Source organism: [Clostridium] fimetarium (genome assembly GCF_900111235.1).
Lineage (GTDB): Bacteria > Bacillota > Clostridia > Lachnospirales > Lachnospiraceae > Clostridium_N > Clostridium_N fimetarium.
Genome location: NZ_FOJI01000004.1, coordinates 13,734 through 29,967 on the forward strand (window position 1 = coordinate 13,734; position 16,234 = coordinate 29,967).

General features: G+C 34.9%; 11 protein-coding genes and 1 pseudogene. 10 read left to right on the forward strand and 2 right to left on the reverse strand.

All coding sequences use genetic code 11. From position 1 onward, the window contains the following. The first annotated feature begins 17 nt into the window (after positions 1 to 17). The 6 genes from dnaX to BMY18_RS06265 all read left to right on the forward strand — a co-directional run bounded on the left by dnaX (position 18) and on the right by BMY18_RS06265 (position 9,804). Positions 18 to 1,640: a DNA polymerase III subunit gamma/tau gene (gene dnaX, locus BMY18_RS06240; protein WP_092451718.1), complete on the forward strand. Its 1,623-nt coding sequence runs from the start codon at positions 18 to 20 to the stop codon at positions 1,638 to 1,640. Then, positions 1,640 to 1,993, forward strand: coding sequence for a YbaB/EbfC family nucleoid-associated protein (locus BMY18_RS06245; protein WP_092451720.1), 354 nt, complete (start codon positions 1,640 to 1,642; stop codon positions 1,991 to 1,993). Before dnaX ends, BMY18_RS06245 begins: the two co-directional genes overlap by 1 nt. Before the next feature lie 161 nt (positions 1,994 to 2,154). After that, positions 2,155 to 2,751, forward strand: coding sequence for a recombination mediator RecR (recR, locus tag BMY18_RS06250; protein ID WP_092451722.1), 597 nt, complete (start codon positions 2,155 to 2,157; stop codon positions 2,749 to 2,751). 307 nt (positions 2,752 to 3,058) lie between these two features. After that, positions 3,059 to 4,612, forward strand: a complete 1,554-nt coding sequence (locus tag BMY18_RS06255) for a hypothetical protein (RefSeq protein WP_092451724.1) — start codon at positions 3,059 to 3,061, stop codon at positions 4,610 to 4,612. After that, positions 4,593 to 5,318: a DUF6063 family protein gene (locus tag BMY18_RS06260; protein WP_092451729.1), complete on the forward strand. Its 726-nt coding sequence runs from the start codon at positions 4,593 to 4,595 to the stop codon at positions 5,316 to 5,318. The genes BMY18_RS06255 and BMY18_RS06260 overlap by 20 nt, the downstream gene beginning before the upstream one ends. Then, positions 5,305 to 9,804, forward strand: coding sequence for a coiled-coil domain-containing protein (locus BMY18_RS06265; RefSeq protein ID WP_092451731.1), 4,500 nt, complete (start codon positions 5,305 to 5,307; stop codon positions 9,802 to 9,804). Before BMY18_RS06260 ends, BMY18_RS06265 begins: the two co-directional genes overlap by 14 nt. A gap of 145 nt (positions 9,805 to 9,949) precedes the next feature. Here BMY18_RS06265 and dtd read toward each other — a convergent pair whose 3' ends face one another. Together dtd and BMY18_RS06275 are read right to left on the reverse strand one after the other, a co-directional pair. Next, positions 9,950 to 10,402, reverse strand: a complete 453-nt coding sequence (gene dtd, locus BMY18_RS06270) for a D-aminoacyl-tRNA deacylase (protein ID WP_092451733.1) — start codon at positions 10,400 to 10,402, stop codon at positions 9,950 to 9,952. 407 nt (positions 10,403 to 10,809) lie between these two features. Further along, positions 10,810 to 12,033, reverse strand: a complete 1,224-nt coding sequence (locus tag BMY18_RS06275; RefSeq protein WP_092451735.1) for a 6-phosphofructokinase — start codon at positions 12,031 to 12,033, stop codon at positions 10,810 to 10,812. Between the two features lie 299 nt (positions 12,034 to 12,332). Between BMY18_RS06275 and BMY18_RS06280 the strand changes: the two genes are divergently transcribed. From BMY18_RS06280 to BMY18_RS21705, 4 genes and pseudogenes are all read left to right on the forward strand, one after another. Then, positions 12,333 to 12,884 (forward strand): HD domain-containing protein, encoded by a 552-nt coding sequence (locus tag BMY18_RS06280; RefSeq protein ID WP_207647431.1) that lies wholly within the window; start codon positions 12,333 to 12,335, stop codon positions 12,882 to 12,884. 90 nt (positions 12,885 to 12,974) lie between these two features. Then, positions 12,975 to 13,796, forward strand: coding sequence for a hypothetical protein (locus tag BMY18_RS06285; protein WP_092451737.1), 822 nt, complete (start codon positions 12,975 to 12,977; stop codon positions 13,794 to 13,796). Between the two features lie 233 nt (positions 13,797 to 14,029). Next, complete coding sequence (locus BMY18_RS06290) at positions 14,030 to 14,725, forward strand: NUDIX domain-containing protein (RefSeq protein ID WP_092451739.1); 696 nt, start codon at positions 14,030 to 14,032, stop codon at positions 14,723 to 14,725. A 15-nt stretch (positions 14,726 to 14,740) separates the two neighbouring features. Continuing rightward, positions 14,741 to 15,301, forward strand: a pseudogene (locus BMY18_RS21705) (flavin reductase family protein); the annotation flags it as partial. Between the last annotated feature and the right edge of the window lie 933 nt (positions 15,302 to 16,234).

The window sequence follows — 16,234 nt, forward strand, 5'->3', positions numbered from 1 at the left end:
AGTAAGGAAGACAGAATATGTCATATACAGCATTATATAGAAAATGGCGTCCTAATGATTTTACAGATGTCAAGGGCCAAGACCATATTGTAACAACTTTGAAAAATCAAATAAAAGCCGATAGAATTGGACATGCTTATTTGTTCTGTGGAACAAGAGGAACTGGTAAGACGACAATTGCAAAGATACTTGCAAAAGCAGTTAATTGTGAGCGCCCAGTAGATGGTAGTCCTTGTTGTGAGTGTGAAACTTGTCTGTCAATTGCAGCGGGAACTTCAATGAATGTAATTGAAATCGATGCAGCATCTAACAATGGTGTAGACAATATCCGTGAGATTAGAGATGAAGTTCAATATTCTCCTACTTCAGGAAAATACAAGGTTTATATTATTGATGAAGTTCATATGCTTTCTATAGGTGCGTTTAATGCATTGCTTAAGACTTTGGAGGAACCTCCAGCTTATGTAATATTTATACTCGCGACCACTGAGGCTCATAAAATTCCGATAACGATTTTATCGCGATGTCAAAGATATGATTTTAAAAGGATTTCGATTGATACGATAACAGATCGACTTAGTGAACTTATGGTTTCAGAAAAAGTAAATGTCGAGGAGAAGGCACTTCGCTATATTGCAAAGGCGGCAGATGGATCGCTACGAGATGCACTTAGTCTATTAGATCAGTGTATTGCATTTTATTTAGGTAAGGATTTAAAATATGATAATGTGTTAGAGGTACTTGGAGCTGTAGATACAGAAGTATTTAGCAAACTACTTTCAAAGGTACTTGGGCAAGATATAGCCGGATGCATTCATTTACTTGAGGAACTTGTAATTCAAGGTCGAGATTTAGGGCAGTTTGTAATAGATTTTGTATGGTATCTTAGAAATCTTTTGCTTATCAAATCTTCGGAGAATGTAGAAGATGTTATTGATGCATCAGCCGAGAATTTAGAGTTATTAAAAGAACAGTCTCAATTAGTGGATAGTGATACGTTGATGAGATATATTAGAATATTTTCAGAATTATCTAATAATATTAAATATTCATCACAGAAGAGAATTCTAGTGGAGATAGCATTAATAAAATTAACGAAACCAGCAATGGAGCAAAGTAAAGAGATACCAGATATAATTAGCAGACTTACGATGATTGAAAAGCAGTTAGAAGAGGGCGTCAAGGTTAATATGCAGCAAGGGAATTCCGGATTTCCGGCTAGTGGTGGCACGCAGGGGCGTTTAGATAACGGTATGGATAAGGACCAACAGTCAAAGAAAAGGGTGATAGAAGCACTCCCGGAAGAACTTAAGACGGTAGCTACTCAATGGAATAATATAATTCAGTCACTTGAGGATGGAGCGCTTTACGGGATGTTAATGAGTGCCCATGTAACTATTTCTGAAGATGGTGGTACGTTGGAATTAATCTTTGAGGCATTGTCAGCATTTAATTATGTTAATCGGGAAGAATATTTAGCCCAGATTGAGAAAGTTATTGAACAAAAGACGAATAGGCATGTTCATCTAAAGGCGATTTTGTTAAAACAAAATGAAGATTTTCATAATATGTTTACAGATATAAGAGATTTAGTTAAAATAGATATTGAAATAGAAGATGATAAGGAGGATTTAATATAATGGCAAAAAAAGGTGGATTTCCAGGTGGCATGCCAGGAAACATGAATAATCTAATGAAACAGGCTCAAAAAATGCAGAAACAGATGGAAGACAGCAACAAGGATTTGGAAACAAAAGAATTTACAGCAACAGCAGGTGGCGGTGCAGTTGAAGTTACAGTATCGGGCAAGAAGGAATTAACAAAAGTTAAGTTATCACCAGAAGTTGTAGATCCTGAAGATATTGAAATGCTTGAAGATTTGATTTTGGCTGCTACGAATGAAGCACTTAGAAAGATGGAAGAAGCAACACAATCACAGATGTCTAAAATCACAGGCGGCCTAGGAGGCATGGGCGGCGGCTTCCCATTCTGACCGCGATGCATATAGAAACTCGCGAAGCGTGTATTTATATGCGCTTTTAGCGGAATTCATCAGATGTAGGAACTTGCGAAGCAAGTTCCTACATGCCATACGTACGTAAGATGTTTTTATAGAGTATAACGACAGATAATTTGGAAGGTTACGGTAAACATATGGATTTGTACAGTAGTCATATAAATAAATTAATAGAAGAATTATCTAGATTACCAGGCGTAGGACCTAAGTCCGCACAACGCCTGGCTTTTCATATTATTAATATGCCTAGTGAAGAAGTGGCACAGCTTTCGGCTTCAATCATTGAGGCAAAATCAAATGTTAGATATTGCAAAATATGTTTTACACTTACCGATGATGAGTTGTGTCCAATCTGTAAAAATGTAAAACGTGATCACAAAACAATAATGGTGGTTGAATCCACCAGAGATTTGGCCGCATACGAAAAAATAGGAAGATTCGAAGGTGTGTACCACGTGCTTCATGGTGCAATTTCACCCATGTTAGGAATAGGCCCCAATGAGATTAAACTCAAAGAACTCATCCAGAGACTTCAAGAGGATGTAGATGAAGTTATTATAGCAACGAATTCCAGTCTTGAAGGCGAAACAACAGCAATGTACATAAGCAAGCTAGTCAAACCGACCGGAATCAAAGTAACCCGAATCGCAAGCGGAGTCCCCGTCGGAGGCGATCTAGAGTATATAGATGAAGTAACCCTCCTAAGAGCCCTAGACGGCCGAATCGAACTCTAAACGTTAAATCACGAGCCATTAGAACTTTCTTTTGCGCAAGGTATCAAACTCTTCAAAAAGTAAATCATGAATAGAAATGTATAAGGATTCATTTTGGCGTCGACCGGCTGAAAGTCGCGCCTATGTTTTGTTAAGACTCAGATGAAAAATGAACGCAAGCGAGTCTTTTCATCATCTCTGAGGCTTATAAAAAACATACGACTTGAAGGAAAGGCAGCCAAAATCAATCCTTATACATTCCTATTCATTCACTACCTACCGGGAGTCCCAATACCTCCCCAAAATCACTGAATTACGAGGCGATAAAATGGCACAGGAACATATCTTGCTAAATGATATAATTTCAGATCATAGAGAACGAATGTTAAACTTGAAAAAATATTATCCTTTTTTTAAACTCACAGAGGTATCGTTCTCGCAATTCAAAGACGGTAAGTATGATATATTGGATATGGGCTATCTTATAATGGCTATTTTGCGCTTTTTTATTGAAGAAAATAATTTCAAGCAAAAAGATGTTACATATCATGAATATGTAGAATTTATTACAACTTGTGTGAATCGGGATTTTGGGCTTACTGTTGTAGACTCTGAATCAAAAGAGATCGCTGACTATATCTTTGATAAGATAAAGAATGAAGGAAAGCCATTCTGCTTTGAGTATTTTGATCCAGTGGATAGAAAAAAACGTACGTCAAGAATGAAAATAATTGAAAGCAAAATTATAGATAGTACAGTGTGGTATTCAATCAGTGCAGATGCGATTGAATTCTATTTGGAAACCAAGGAAATCAAGGATGAAAGCAGGATAAGCGTCCAGCAACTGCTCCTCGAAAAGATGATTCGTTCACAGAACTTCAAAGGTGGAACCGAAGTAATTCAAAGAATTAATGAAGAAGTAAACAGGCTTCAGATTAGAAAAAATGAAGTCTTAAATATATTGACAACCGACGTGTTTGCAGGAATAGAGGCTTATGAAAGCTTTGTTGATATTGGAATGCGTTGGTTCGAAGAGGAAGAGAAGCTTTTTGTCAAAAACAGAGAGCTTATTTTTGCGGCCCGTTCTAAGGCTGAAGCAAGCAAGGACAATGGATCAAATGAAAGTTATTATAGAACGGTTGATGAAATCTATCAGCTTGAAATTCAGCTGAAAGTGGCAATGAATAAGCACAGTGAGTTGCTTAGAGCTTGCACTGATATGCAGAAGCTTACGGATGAAATTGTAAAAAAGAATAAGCTGAGCAGACTCCGTAGCCATTTTGATTTTAAAAATACGCTAAATTCTTTAATCAAGAATGATGATGTTGATCTTCTTGGACTTATAATAGCGTCAATGTTAAAACCAAAAGCGAAGAAGACATTTAACATAATAAGTATGGACGACTGCCTGACATACAGGCCTCAAAGATATGATAAGGCCGAAACTGTCAGTAAAGCGGTGGCTGAAGATATCAAATTCGTTGATGAAATCGAAGATGAGAGAATCGATAATAATTACCGATTTCTCATGCGCAACCTTTTAATTTACATGAATAAATATAGCACATTTACACTTAGGCAGTTTAATGAAGTATTAGAACAAAATTATACTGAAAAGATCTTTAAAAATGGTGATTACTATTCATTTTTCATAAATTTATGCCAAAAGAAAGAGTATGAAATCGGCGAGGGAGCAAGTGCCAAGGAAAGTTTTCTGGATGAAATTATTCAAGAAGAATTCAAGGATCACAAGAGGGTTAATTTTACAATTGCTATGGCAGAGGGTAATGAAGATACAATTTTATTATTAGATTCATTTGAGATTTCGAATATAACATTTACGAGAAAGGATAATACAGACAATGGAACAGAAAAATCTTGATAAAGCACTTGATATTGTAGCAAAATTGATCGTAGGTACTGAGGTAAATGAGAAGGGCGAAAATGCATCATTATATCAAGAATATAGCTCTAATTCAGAAGTCTTTGATATTGTCCACATGGCACTTAAAAAAATGAATCTCTACGTGTATGAATATAGGAATTCTCTATTTGTTAGTCCGGGGGAGAACAATCACATTTTCGGATACAGCAATGAAGAGCTTAAGAAGGAAATTGGCGTTAAGCTGAATAAGGAATTATATCTATGTTATTTTATTATATATAATACGATTACCGAATTCTACAGTGATTCGAACAGCTATACATATTCAGAATTCGTTAGGATAGAAGACGTTATTAAAAATGTTGAGGCTAGCGTTTCCGGAATCATCGATAAATCAAAAGGAATTATTCTGGATGAAATCGAAGAGAACAGTTTCAAGCAGATTGCACTTGTATGGGATGAACTTCCAGTTACTAGTATGGAAGATTCAACTGGAATGAGAGCTGCAAGGAACTCCAAAGTAGGATTTGTGAAAATGGTATTTAACTTTTTGACTTATCAGGAATTATTTATTGAAGCACAAGAAAGATATTATCCGACCGACCGTTTTAAGGCGTTAGTGGAAAATTATTTTGACGATTTCAAGGGGCGTTTGGCTGAAATCATGAGTGCAAAGGGGGAAGAGCAGAATGCCACAAATTAATAGAATCAGAGTAAACAACGTAAAATATAATTTCGGAACACAATACTATGATGATTTTGTAATGAGGTTCTCGGGAAAAAATACAATCTATGATTTGGCAAATGGTGGTGGAAAGAGCCTTCTTATGCTTCTCATTTTACAGAACCTTATTCCGAACTGCACACTAGATGAAAAACAGCCAATAGAAAAATTGTTTCGTGGAAATGGTGGGAATAATACGATTCATTCGTTGGTAGAGTGGAAGCTTGATCCTTGTTATATGAAGGATAATTTTAAATATATGACAACTGGATTCTGCGCTAGAAAAGGTAGAAGCGGGGGTGGGGATGACACTGATTTCCAAGGTGTTTCACAGGCAAATGCTTCGGAAGACGCAAGTGGGACGTCAAGAGATACTGCAAGTGTGGAATACTTTAATTATGTCATTTTTTATAGAGAATTTGGAGATAATGATATTCGTAATCTTCCGCTAAGTAATGGAAATGAGCGAATTACATATGCTGGACTGAAGAATTTTCTTAGGGATCTTGAAAAGAAAGACTTTGGAATTTCGGTTAAAATATTTGAGCGAAAAGGTGACTACCAGAAATTTATAAGTGATTATGGACTATATGAAAGTGAATGGGAAATAATATGCGGAATTAATAAAACAGAAGGACATGTAAGAACTTATTTTGAAACGAATTACAAGACTAGCCGTAAAGTTGTTGAAGATTTGCTGATTGAGGAGATTATTCAGAAATCATTTAATAATAAGTTAGGTGTTTCTAATGATGAAGGTGAAATGGCTAAGACACTTCTTGATATTAAGGACAAATTAGTTGAACTTTCAAAGAAGCACAGCGAAATGAACGGTTACGATAATCAGGTTCTTGCGATGCAGGAATTTGCAAAACAAATTGTGACATTTGAAGATATATATAGCAAGAAAGAGGTACTGCAAAAACAGCTTTTTGACATGCTTATTTCGTGTAAGATTGATTTACGATTAAAAAATGATGAGTACGATAAAACGGTTAGTCAACACGAATATATGAAAGAAGAATTGTCAGAGGAGCAGAAACTAATTAGTACGGCGCAGGTTATTGCAGAACAATATTCACTTAATATAATAAGCTCACAGCGCGAAGAGACAATTCAGAGCAAAGACAATCTAACTGATCTTAACAAAGAGATGAGAATGCAGCTTTTGAATAAAGAGTCAGCAAATGATTACAAAGATTATTTAGAGTATACAAAGCTTCATGATGAGATTCTAGAGACAATAAATAACAGATTGCGTGATCATGGGGATATCATTAACGAACTCAAGGTTGTTGCATTGGTTAAATATGAAAAAGACAAGATAGAATTTGAAGCGTTAGAAAGCAGGAAATCTGAGGCGGATAAGGAATTACAAGAGGCTGAGCAAGATCTGGAAAAAATAGATTTATTGGAACGTAATTCAGATAGAAATGCAGCAGTTCTTGAAAGTAAGGCGGAAGTAATTGAAAAAGAAATCAAGAAAGATGAGGCAGCCTTAAAAATATTAATGGAAGGCGGCTTGCTTCTTGTATCTGAAAATGCAACGGAAGTGATTGGAGAAACTGCAGATAAATTATCAAATATGCAACGTAAACTACAGCAGGATCAAGAAAATCAAGATGATGCCATTAACAAGCTCGAGAGCTGCAGAAACAAAATCAATAAGAATAATGTTACCATGGATGTGCTAAATGAAGAGTTAAGGGAATTAGAGCACAGTAGAGTGAAGCAAGAAAGTGTTAATAAAAGATGTGAATCTCTTTTTAAAGTTTATAATGAGACGGATATTAAGGTATTGTTAAACATAATTACCAATACATATAAAAATGACTCAAAAGAAGCAGATGAACTTGATGATAAATTAAAATCACTTAAAGAGTATGAAGAAAACCTGGTAGAGGGAAAATATATCTGTAATGGAAAGCAGTATCTAAAAGTGAAAGATTATCTGTTTAGACATTATGGTGAAGATGTAATTGACGGACAGAGTTGGTTTAAAGTCCTTAATCCGGGTCAAAAAAGAGATGTATTAAAAAGAACCCCATTTGTGCGCTATGGTTTTATAATCAAGAATAATTTTGAAAAGATTAAAGCGGATACCATGCTTCAAAATTTCAATCAAAGCTCATATGTAGTACCAATTATGAGTGAGGCGATTCTATTTGATATGAAACTTGAAGTGAATTCTGATATGGTAAGATTTGCGACAAAGGACCTTGAGTTTTTAAATGATGAATCAAAAGTAGAAATCGAATTAAAGAATGCTAGAGAAGAAATTGAGAATTTGGAACATAAGTTGACCAAGTTAAAGGATAGAGTTGCACTGATATGGGAGGATTATGAGTTTATTCTATGCTACGCACAAAATGCTAGGCACTCAAATGATAATCAGGGCTTAAGACTTGAAAAGGTTCTAGCGAAACTTAAAAATCTAAATGAAGAAAAAAATTTATTACTCGATGTGAAACAAAAGCTGGAAGCACGATGTGCAGAAATAAAGAAAACCGTAAAAATCAGCGTAGATACTATTCGAGAGCTAGAAAATAATATTTTGGTTCTAAATAAAATCAAAGAATTAAATGACAAGATTCAGGGAAAATACATTGAATTTAAAGAAGATAAAAAGAATGCAAAAGAGTCAGTAGTTCAATTTGAATCTGCTAAATCACAGTTAGATCAGGCAAGAGTGAATGTTCAAGCAAAAAAGATGTCGGCAGATACACTGCTTGAAGAAAAGACAAAAAAAGATATTGACTGGAAAAACATATATTTGCCATATTATTCAGAGGCAGCAGACATAAGCACTGCTAGCCAATATAGTGGACTTACTGCAGATCAGCTTGAAAGCAAGTTCTTGGGACTTAGGACAGTTGTTGAAAAGGAAACGGCTGACATAAGTGATAAGGATGCGCTTATGAATACATACAAGGCTTCGATTGAAAAATGCAAAAATAACATTACATATAGAGACTTAGATTTTGATCATGTTGCAAAAATGTTCGAAAACAAAGAGATATATGCGTGCACGGCAAGCGAACTTAAGGAAGTCAAAAATAAATTAAAGCAATATGATTTAGATATATTAAAGTTTGATAAAGAGCTTGAAGCACAGAGCGCTTTGATGAATAGAATCGAAGGAAGTATAGAACATGCAAAGCTTCTGATTACAGAAAAATACGGAGAAGTTGAGCTATTCGCCTGTGATAATCCAACGGTATTTATTGAACAGCACAAGACCTTAAGCAAGAGATTACGTGAGAATATCAAAGAGATGGAAATCAAGATAAAAACGGCTGAAAACAAGATAAAAGAAGCTCTTTTAATTGAAAAAGATTTAGAAAGAATCGTAAAAAATGCTAGTCTTATAGTTCCAGAAAATATAGACATATTTGGAAATACAAATGATTTACTTCCAGAAGTGAATGATATTAGTGTGCAAGATTATGAGCGGGTCCAAAAGGAATTTGAATCGATTCTCAAGTTAGAGTACAAAAAAAAGGAAGAATTCCAGAAGCAGAAATCAATTCTTGTGGACAAACTGAATAAACTGAATGCATTTGAACTTGCAAGCGAAGTAACTGGAAGTGTAAAAGTTCCGGAAACAGTTGAAAAAGCCAGGGAATTAAAGGAGAACATTTCTGAAACCAATACATTTATAATGCTCGAAAAGGACAGAATATCCAAGGGCATTGAGGATATGGAGCGTATTAAAGATAACTTTGAAAACCGTTGTGTGCAGACGTGTGTCAATATAAAGACTGAACTTGATAGGCTTCCAAGTCTATCAACGATTACACTTGAAGATGAAGTGATTTCAATTATTGGACTTCAGATTCCCTATGTAAAAGACGAATTTTATAAAGACAGAATGTCCTCATATATTAATGAAACGGTAACTGGCGCTGAAAGCTTCAAAAATGCTGATGAACGTCTGAAATATATCAGAAACCGCCTGACATGGAAAAAACTATTTTCTGTTATTGTAACTGATATGAATACAATTCGTATTAATTTGTACAAACGTGAAAGAATAAAGGACCAAAGCCGCTATCTAAAATATGAGGAAGCAGTTGGAAGTACGGGTCAATCACAGGGCATCTACATCCAATTCCTGATTGCCATAATTAACTATATTTCCAGTATAAATGCGACTTCACATGAAAATTCAATTCTTGGAAAAGTTATTTTTATTGATAATCCATTTGGTGCTGCAAAAGATATCTATATCTGGGAACCAATATTTAAGTTGCTTAAAACGAATCATGTACAGTTAATTGTTCCAGCACGTGGTGCAACCCCTGCAATTACTGGCAGGTTTGATGTTAATTATATTCTTGGGCAGAAACTCGTTGATGGAAAGCAACAGACCGTGGTGGTTGATTACCAAAGTCAAATTAAAGGGGAAGAGATAGAATACACGACAATGGATTTTGAACAGACTACACTATTTGATATGCTGTAGAAAATATTTTGAGTTATGTAAACTGATTGTAATTAAAATAGTAAACTTATAATGAAACTCTACATTATCTTTATAAAAAAAAATATCATAATAGAATATGACATCAAATTTATAAAAGCAGCAGTGTCTACAAACACTGCTGCTTTTATAAATTCAAGTCATCACTATCTAATACAATTGTGAAAGGTCCATCGTTTTCCAAAGAGACCATCATATCTGCTCCAAATATTCCAGATTCAACTACGGGAACCTGAAGCTTACAAAGCAACTTAAACTCCTCATACAAGGCATCGGCAAGGTCAGGTGAACCTGCATGAATAAAACTTGGTCGGTTTCCTTTACGACAGTCTGCATACAATGTAAATTGGGAAACAATCAAAAGTGCTCCCTCCACATCTAACAGCGAGAGATTTGTTTTGCCATTTTCATCTGAAAATATACGCAGTTTTATCAGCTTATCCACATAACGCTGTAAAATATCTAGCGTATCCGTTTTCGAGATACCCAAAAAAACAAGTAACCCTTTCCCAATCTCCCCCACAACACCCCCATCAACACTAACCGCCGCCCGTTTCACACGCTGTATTACAAATTTCATATCTCAATTCACTCCTTCCCCGTTTTTCAACGCCTCTCAACGCCGATTTTATTCGTTTTGCACCCTATCAATCTTATTAATAAACCTTCTGGTGAATATTGTGTTATTAGTATTCGTTTTGGCGTAATCCGGCTGAAAGTAGCGTTTATATTTTGTCAAGACTCAGAGGTAAAATGCGAACTTTAGTGAGCCTTTTACCTCGTTATGAGGCTTGTAAAAAATATGCTGCTTGAAGGAAAGGTAGCCAAAATGAATGCTAATAACTCAATATTCACTCAATATTTATAGCGATGTCCATCAAAACAAATAAAATATCCCTATATTTCCGGTAGCGAAGGTTATGATAACATTGCTCTAGAATCTATAGGGATGCTTTTTAAATATCCAAACGGAATACTTGGATTTACTTATAAAACCAATCTAAGATGTTGAGGAAGACCATCTACCATAATTGGGGTTAATTCAGCTTGAATAAGTGGATTGATATAATTAATAAGATCATTAGTCACATAATCATCATCTGTTATCCATTCCAAAGGTACTTTCTTTTCGAAGTTAGCAATTTTGTGCACATCTTGAACGTCAGTGATACAAATATATGGATCATCTGAAATCCTTTTGAGTACAACAACTTTACCCGTTTCACCTTCAAAAGCCGCCTTGACAGCGGCTCCACCAACCTGGTAAGCTTCTGTGATATCAACTCGTGAAGCTAGATGAGAAGCACAACGCTGAAGCGTGCTAAGTTCAAGTGCACGAGTCTTGATTCCGATTTCAGAACTAATCTTGTCTGCAAGAAATTGAGCGGAACCTTGTAACTGTTTATGACCAAATGCATCAACAAATTCCAAATGGTTAGTAAGCTCAAATACATATCTTCCATCTGCTACCTTAATTCCTTCGGAAATAGCAATGACGATTGAACGCTTGCTATTTACAATGTTTTTGACTTTGTTCATAAACTTGTCCACATCAAAGGGGATTTCTGGTAAGTATAACATATCAACACCTTCACAGTCTTCACCTTTTGCAAGTGCAGCTGCGGCAGTAAGCCATCCAGCGTTACGACCCATAATTTCAACAATAGTAATAGTTGGATAGTCGTAAACAAGACCATCTCTAATAATTTCTTTCATTGAGGAAGCAATATACTTAGCAGCACTACCATAACCTGGGGTATGATCTGTTGCAACTAAATCGTTATCAATCGTTTTTGGTACTCCAATAAATTTGATATCGCTATTAATAAGAATAGCAAAATCAGAAAGCTTTTTGATAGTATCCATTGAATCATTACCACCAATATAGAAGAATGCAGAAATTTCTAGTTCTTCCAAAAGCTTAAAAATCTTTTCATATACTTTCCTGTTATCGCAAATTTCTGGCAATTTATATCGGCACGAGCCAAGAAATGAAGATGGTGTCCTCTTAAGTAAATCAATATCAAGATTTGTTTTAATATGCTCTGATAAATCAATATACTGTCCGTCTAAAAGCCCCTTAACTCCATGGAGCATGCCATATATCTTAGTGGCTCCTCTATCCTTTGCTGTCTTGTAGACTCCGACAAGACTAGAGTTGATTACAGCTGTTGGACCACCTGATTGACCAACAATAACATTACCTATCATATTTTAAATCCTCCTAGAATTAATAATCTTCTAAAGTATTATTATAGAGACATATTATCATATAAAACTCTAACGTACAATATATATTAACGTAAAATATATTATCAAACTTATTTATGAAAGATAATGATATGTAAATACTCTTGACTTTATACTATAAAGAGTATTATATATAGAAGAATAAGTTAATAAATTTAGCCAGAAATCAAGCTAAATGAACTACATATTATTAAATGAATGAAGAATGTAGAAAATGCTAGAACATAAAAAGTATATAGAAATGCATAGAAGGAAAAAATATGGAATATTTAAATAAAAGGGTGGAATATATTAAGAATAAACATACTAATAGGGACAAAGATAAAGAAGAATTTGTGAAAATGATTGGATATGTTGCTAACCACGAGAAAGTAAAAGAAATGAAAAACTACAACCATCATAGTTATACGAATTGTTTTGAGCATTCAATGCATGTTTCCTATTATAATTATATAATATGCAAAAAACTTGGATGGGATGCTAAAGCAAGTGCTAAAGCAGGGCTTTTGCATGATATGTTTCTATATGATTGGCACGGGTATAAACCTCAAAATGGTGAAAGGCTTCATGGTTTTGAACATCCATTAAAGTCGTTGAAGAATGCAAGGTCATGTTTTAATATTACAGAAAAGGAGGGCGATATCATCAGTAAGCATATGTTTCCGCTTACAATTACACCCCCTAAATATAAAGAAACATATGTAATTATCATGACAGACAAATTTTGCAGCGCATGCGAGGTGATGGACAGATTTTTGAATAAAAAAGCGAGAGTGCGTAACAAAAATCTAAAAGCGATGGGAAGAAAGTAAAAAGAACTTAATATACAAAATCTTGATAAAAATGGTAAATTGTGTTATGGTTTAAAAAGAATATAAATAAATTTTCAGGAGGAGTTAATAATGGCGTTTTGTACTAAATGTGGGAGACCTTTACAAGATGGAGAAGTTTGCTTATGTCAAGCAGCAACGCAGCCACAAGTTACACCAGTAACACCAGTTCAGGTATCATCAGTTCAGACAGCTGCGTCACCAGCTCAGGCAGCAGTAATAAATCAACCAACGCAGCCAAATGTATTTCTAGTTTTCTTCAAAGAATTATGGGCAATTGTCCTTGGCGTTTTAAAAACACCTGTAACTACTATTAATACATATGTTCAAAAAGCAGATGTGAAAATATCGTGTGCGTTAATTGGTATCAGCGCATTTGTTGCGGCTTTAGTTACCTTGTTTGGCTTATTACAGGCGAAAGCACAATCATCTAGTTTATATGACCTTGATAATATTGACCTAAGTAATATAACAAGTCTGTATGATCAATATAGTGGAACATCATATTCAGCTAAATATATATTCAAACAGATGTGCTTCTCTGCATTTCTTATAATTGCAGTAGCGGCTGCAATTGCATTAGTAATAATGATTGCAGTTAATACATATGGTAAAGCAAAAGCAACCTACTTACAAGGTATTGCGATTGTATCATTAACAGCAATTCTAGCAATTCCAGCAGCAATTCTTGCATATATTTTTGGAGCGTTCGGAGTATCATTCTTCTCAGCATTCGGAGGATGGATATCTGTATTTGCATCAGCAGTAGGTGCAATATACATATTCATAGGAGTTAGAGTTGTATGTAAGGACGAAAACAAACTTCCTTTTATTGCAGGTTTATGTGCAGTTGGCGCAGCAATGGCCAGGTACTTAATCGGGCTAATGTTCTAATTTGAAAAATTATTAATTTATAAAAATGATATTTTAAGGACTTCTGTGAATGTTTTAGTAGCAATTGCAGAAGTCTTTTTTTATATTTAAAAATGTGGTATTCTAGAGGTATGTAATTTTGTGATATAAAATAAGGAATAGCATATATTATACTATATAAGCGAATTCCAAAACCAAAAGATATCTTGAGATTATAAATTTATGAGATACAATACAGGCAGATGGGAGTTAATATGAGATATTTAGAGATGGACAAGGCAAATATGTTTTTGGGCACAGGTGAAAACAATAGTGATGGATACAGCTTAGATGAATTTCTAGAAAATTATGATCCAAATCGGTATCAACACCCATCCAATACGGTAGACACGCTTGTGTTTACTTATGTAGAGGAAAAAGGAATTAAGAAAGTTAGCAAATTACTTATGATAAAGCGTGGTAATCACCCAGGTATTGGCTGGTGGGCGTTGCCAGGAGGATTTGTCGATTTCAGAGAAAATCTTGATGATGCAGCAAAAAGAGAGCTTCAAGAAGAAACCGGCGTTGAGAATATAGAAATTGAGCAATTAGGATGCTACGGCGATTTTGATAGAGATCCACGGACAAGAATAATTACGACTGCATATGTTGCACTTGTAAAAGACGGTAGCGTTAGTGCGCAGGCCGGAGACGATGCCAAAGATGCTGGCTGGTTTAGTATAGAAGAGAATTTACTGTTTTGTGGCGCAGATAAAGAGACTTATCTTTTAAAGCTAGAAAATGCAGATAATGATTTGAGGCTCCAAGCAAAAGTAGAGGTTACATTGAATCCGAAAGCGATTCTTAAAAATAAGAAATATACTGTGGTTGAGAGAGATTTATTATGTGCAGACCATGGCGCAATTATATTAGAAGGCTATCATTATATTAAAAAACTATTAGAGAAATAAGAATGGAGAACAGATATGGGAAAAGTGAATTTCAAACCAGGAAATATGTTATATCCACTTCCAGCAGTTATGGTAAGTGCATCAGATAAGAAGGGGAACGATAATATTGTAACCATTGCTTGGACAGGTACGCTATGTACTGATCCACCGATGGCATATATTTGCGTTAGACCGGGAAGACAGTCCTATTCAATGATTATGGAAACGGGTGAATTTGTTATTAATCTTACAACTGAAAAGCTTGCAACTGCAACGGATTATTGTGGCGTTAAATCAGGAAGAGATGTGGACAAGTTTCAGGAAATGAATCTGACAAAGGAAAAAGCACAAAAAGTAAAAGCGCCATTAATTGCTGAGTGTCCAGTTAACATTGAATGTAAAGTGAAAGAAACCAAAGATCTAGGGTCTCATACAATGTTTATCGCAGATGTGGTAGCAGTAAATGTCGATGATAAATATATAGATAAGACAGGAAAATTCAATTTAAATGCATCTGATTTATTGGTTTATTCACATGGTGAGTACTTTGGACTGGGCGAAAAAATAGGTAAGTTTGGATATTCGGTAAATAAAAAGCTTATAATTAAGAACGAAAATTACAAAAAAAGCTCACAAAATAACACAAGCAGATTAAGAGCAAGCAATTATTCATCGGACAGTGACAAATCAAGTAGGTACGGAACCGAAAATGGTATAAGTGCAAGTGACAGTACAAGTAAGTACGGCTCAGATAATAATACAAGCAGAAGCGGCAGGACAAGCAAGTACGGATCAGATAATAGTACAAGCACAACTGGAAGAACAAGCAAGTACGGATCAGATAATAGTACAAGCGGAACTGGAAGAACAAGCAAGTACGGATCAGATAGTAGTACAAGCACAACTGGAAGAACAAGTAAATACGGATCAGATAATAATACAAGTGGAACTGGAAGAACAAGTAAATACGGATCAGATAGTAATGCAAGTGCAACAGGCAGAACAAGCAACTACAGATCAGATAATAATACAAGTGGAACTGGAAGAACAAGTAAATACGGATCAGATAATAGTACAAGCACAACTGGAAGAACAAGTAAATACGGATCAGATAATAATACAAGTGGAACTGGAAGAACAAGCAAGTATGGATCAGATAGTAATGCAAGTGCAACAGGCAGAACAAGCCAGTACGCTTCAGGCAATAATACAGGTAGTAGTGATAGATCAAGTAATAGTACTTCAGACCATAAAACAAAAAGTTGGAATACAGCCGGAAATAAACCACAAGGAAAGAAAAAAAGTATATATAAAAAGAAATTCGGAAAATAGTAAATCTTAGTTTAGGCTTGCGCTAGAATTCATTTTATATTTTCACGGTAAATAAAAGGATAAGAATGAAAATGATATACTTAAAGAGCATATTAATGAAGCAAATGAAAGAAATATTGTGAGATATTTTTGATTATTTTGATAAATTAATATGCTCTTTTTGTAAAATAAAATGGCATATATGGTATAAAAATAAAA

What these genes read in the sequence shown, in the direction of transcription:
- BMY18_RS06280 (WP_207647431.1), top strand. Translation starts at nt 12,333, where the DNA reads ATGGAATATTTAAATAAAAGGGTGGAATATATTAAGAATAAACATACT.
- dtd (WP_092451733.1), bottom strand. Translation starts at nt 10,402, where the DNA reads ATGAAATTTGTAATACAGCGTGTGAAACGGGCGGCGGTTAGTGTTGAT.
- BMY18_RS06245 (WP_092451720.1), top strand. Translation starts at nt 1,640, where the DNA reads ATGGCAAAAAAAGGTGGATTTCCAGGTGGCATGCCAGGAAACATGAAT.
- recR (WP_092451722.1), top strand. Translation starts at nt 2,155, where the DNA reads ATGGATTTGTACAGTAGTCATATAAATAAATTAATAGAAGAATTATCT.
- BMY18_RS06260 (WP_092451729.1), top strand. Translation starts at nt 4,593, where the DNA reads ATGGAACAGAAAAATCTTGATAAAGCACTTGATATTGTAGCAAAATTG.
- BMY18_RS06285 (WP_092451737.1), top strand. Translation starts at nt 12,975, where the DNA reads ATGGCGTTTTGTACTAAATGTGGGAGACCTTTACAAGATGGAGAAGTT.
- BMY18_RS06290 (WP_092451739.1), top strand. Translation starts at nt 14,030, where the DNA reads ATGAGATATTTAGAGATGGACAAGGCAAATATGTTTTTGGGCACAGGT.
- BMY18_RS06255 (WP_092451724.1), top strand. Translation starts at nt 3,059, where the DNA reads ATGGCACAGGAACATATCTTGCTAAATGATATAATTTCAGATCATAGA.
- BMY18_RS06275 (WP_092451735.1), bottom strand. Translation starts at nt 12,033, where the DNA reads ATGATAGGTAATGTTATTGTTGGTCAATCAGGTGGTCCAACAGCTGTA.
- BMY18_RS06265 (WP_092451731.1), top strand. Translation starts at nt 5,305, where the DNA reads ATGCCACAAATTAATAGAATCAGAGTAAACAACGTAAAATATAATTTC.
- dnaX (WP_092451718.1), top strand. Translation starts at nt 18, where the DNA reads ATGTCATATACAGCATTATATAGAAAATGGCGTCCTAATGATTTTACA.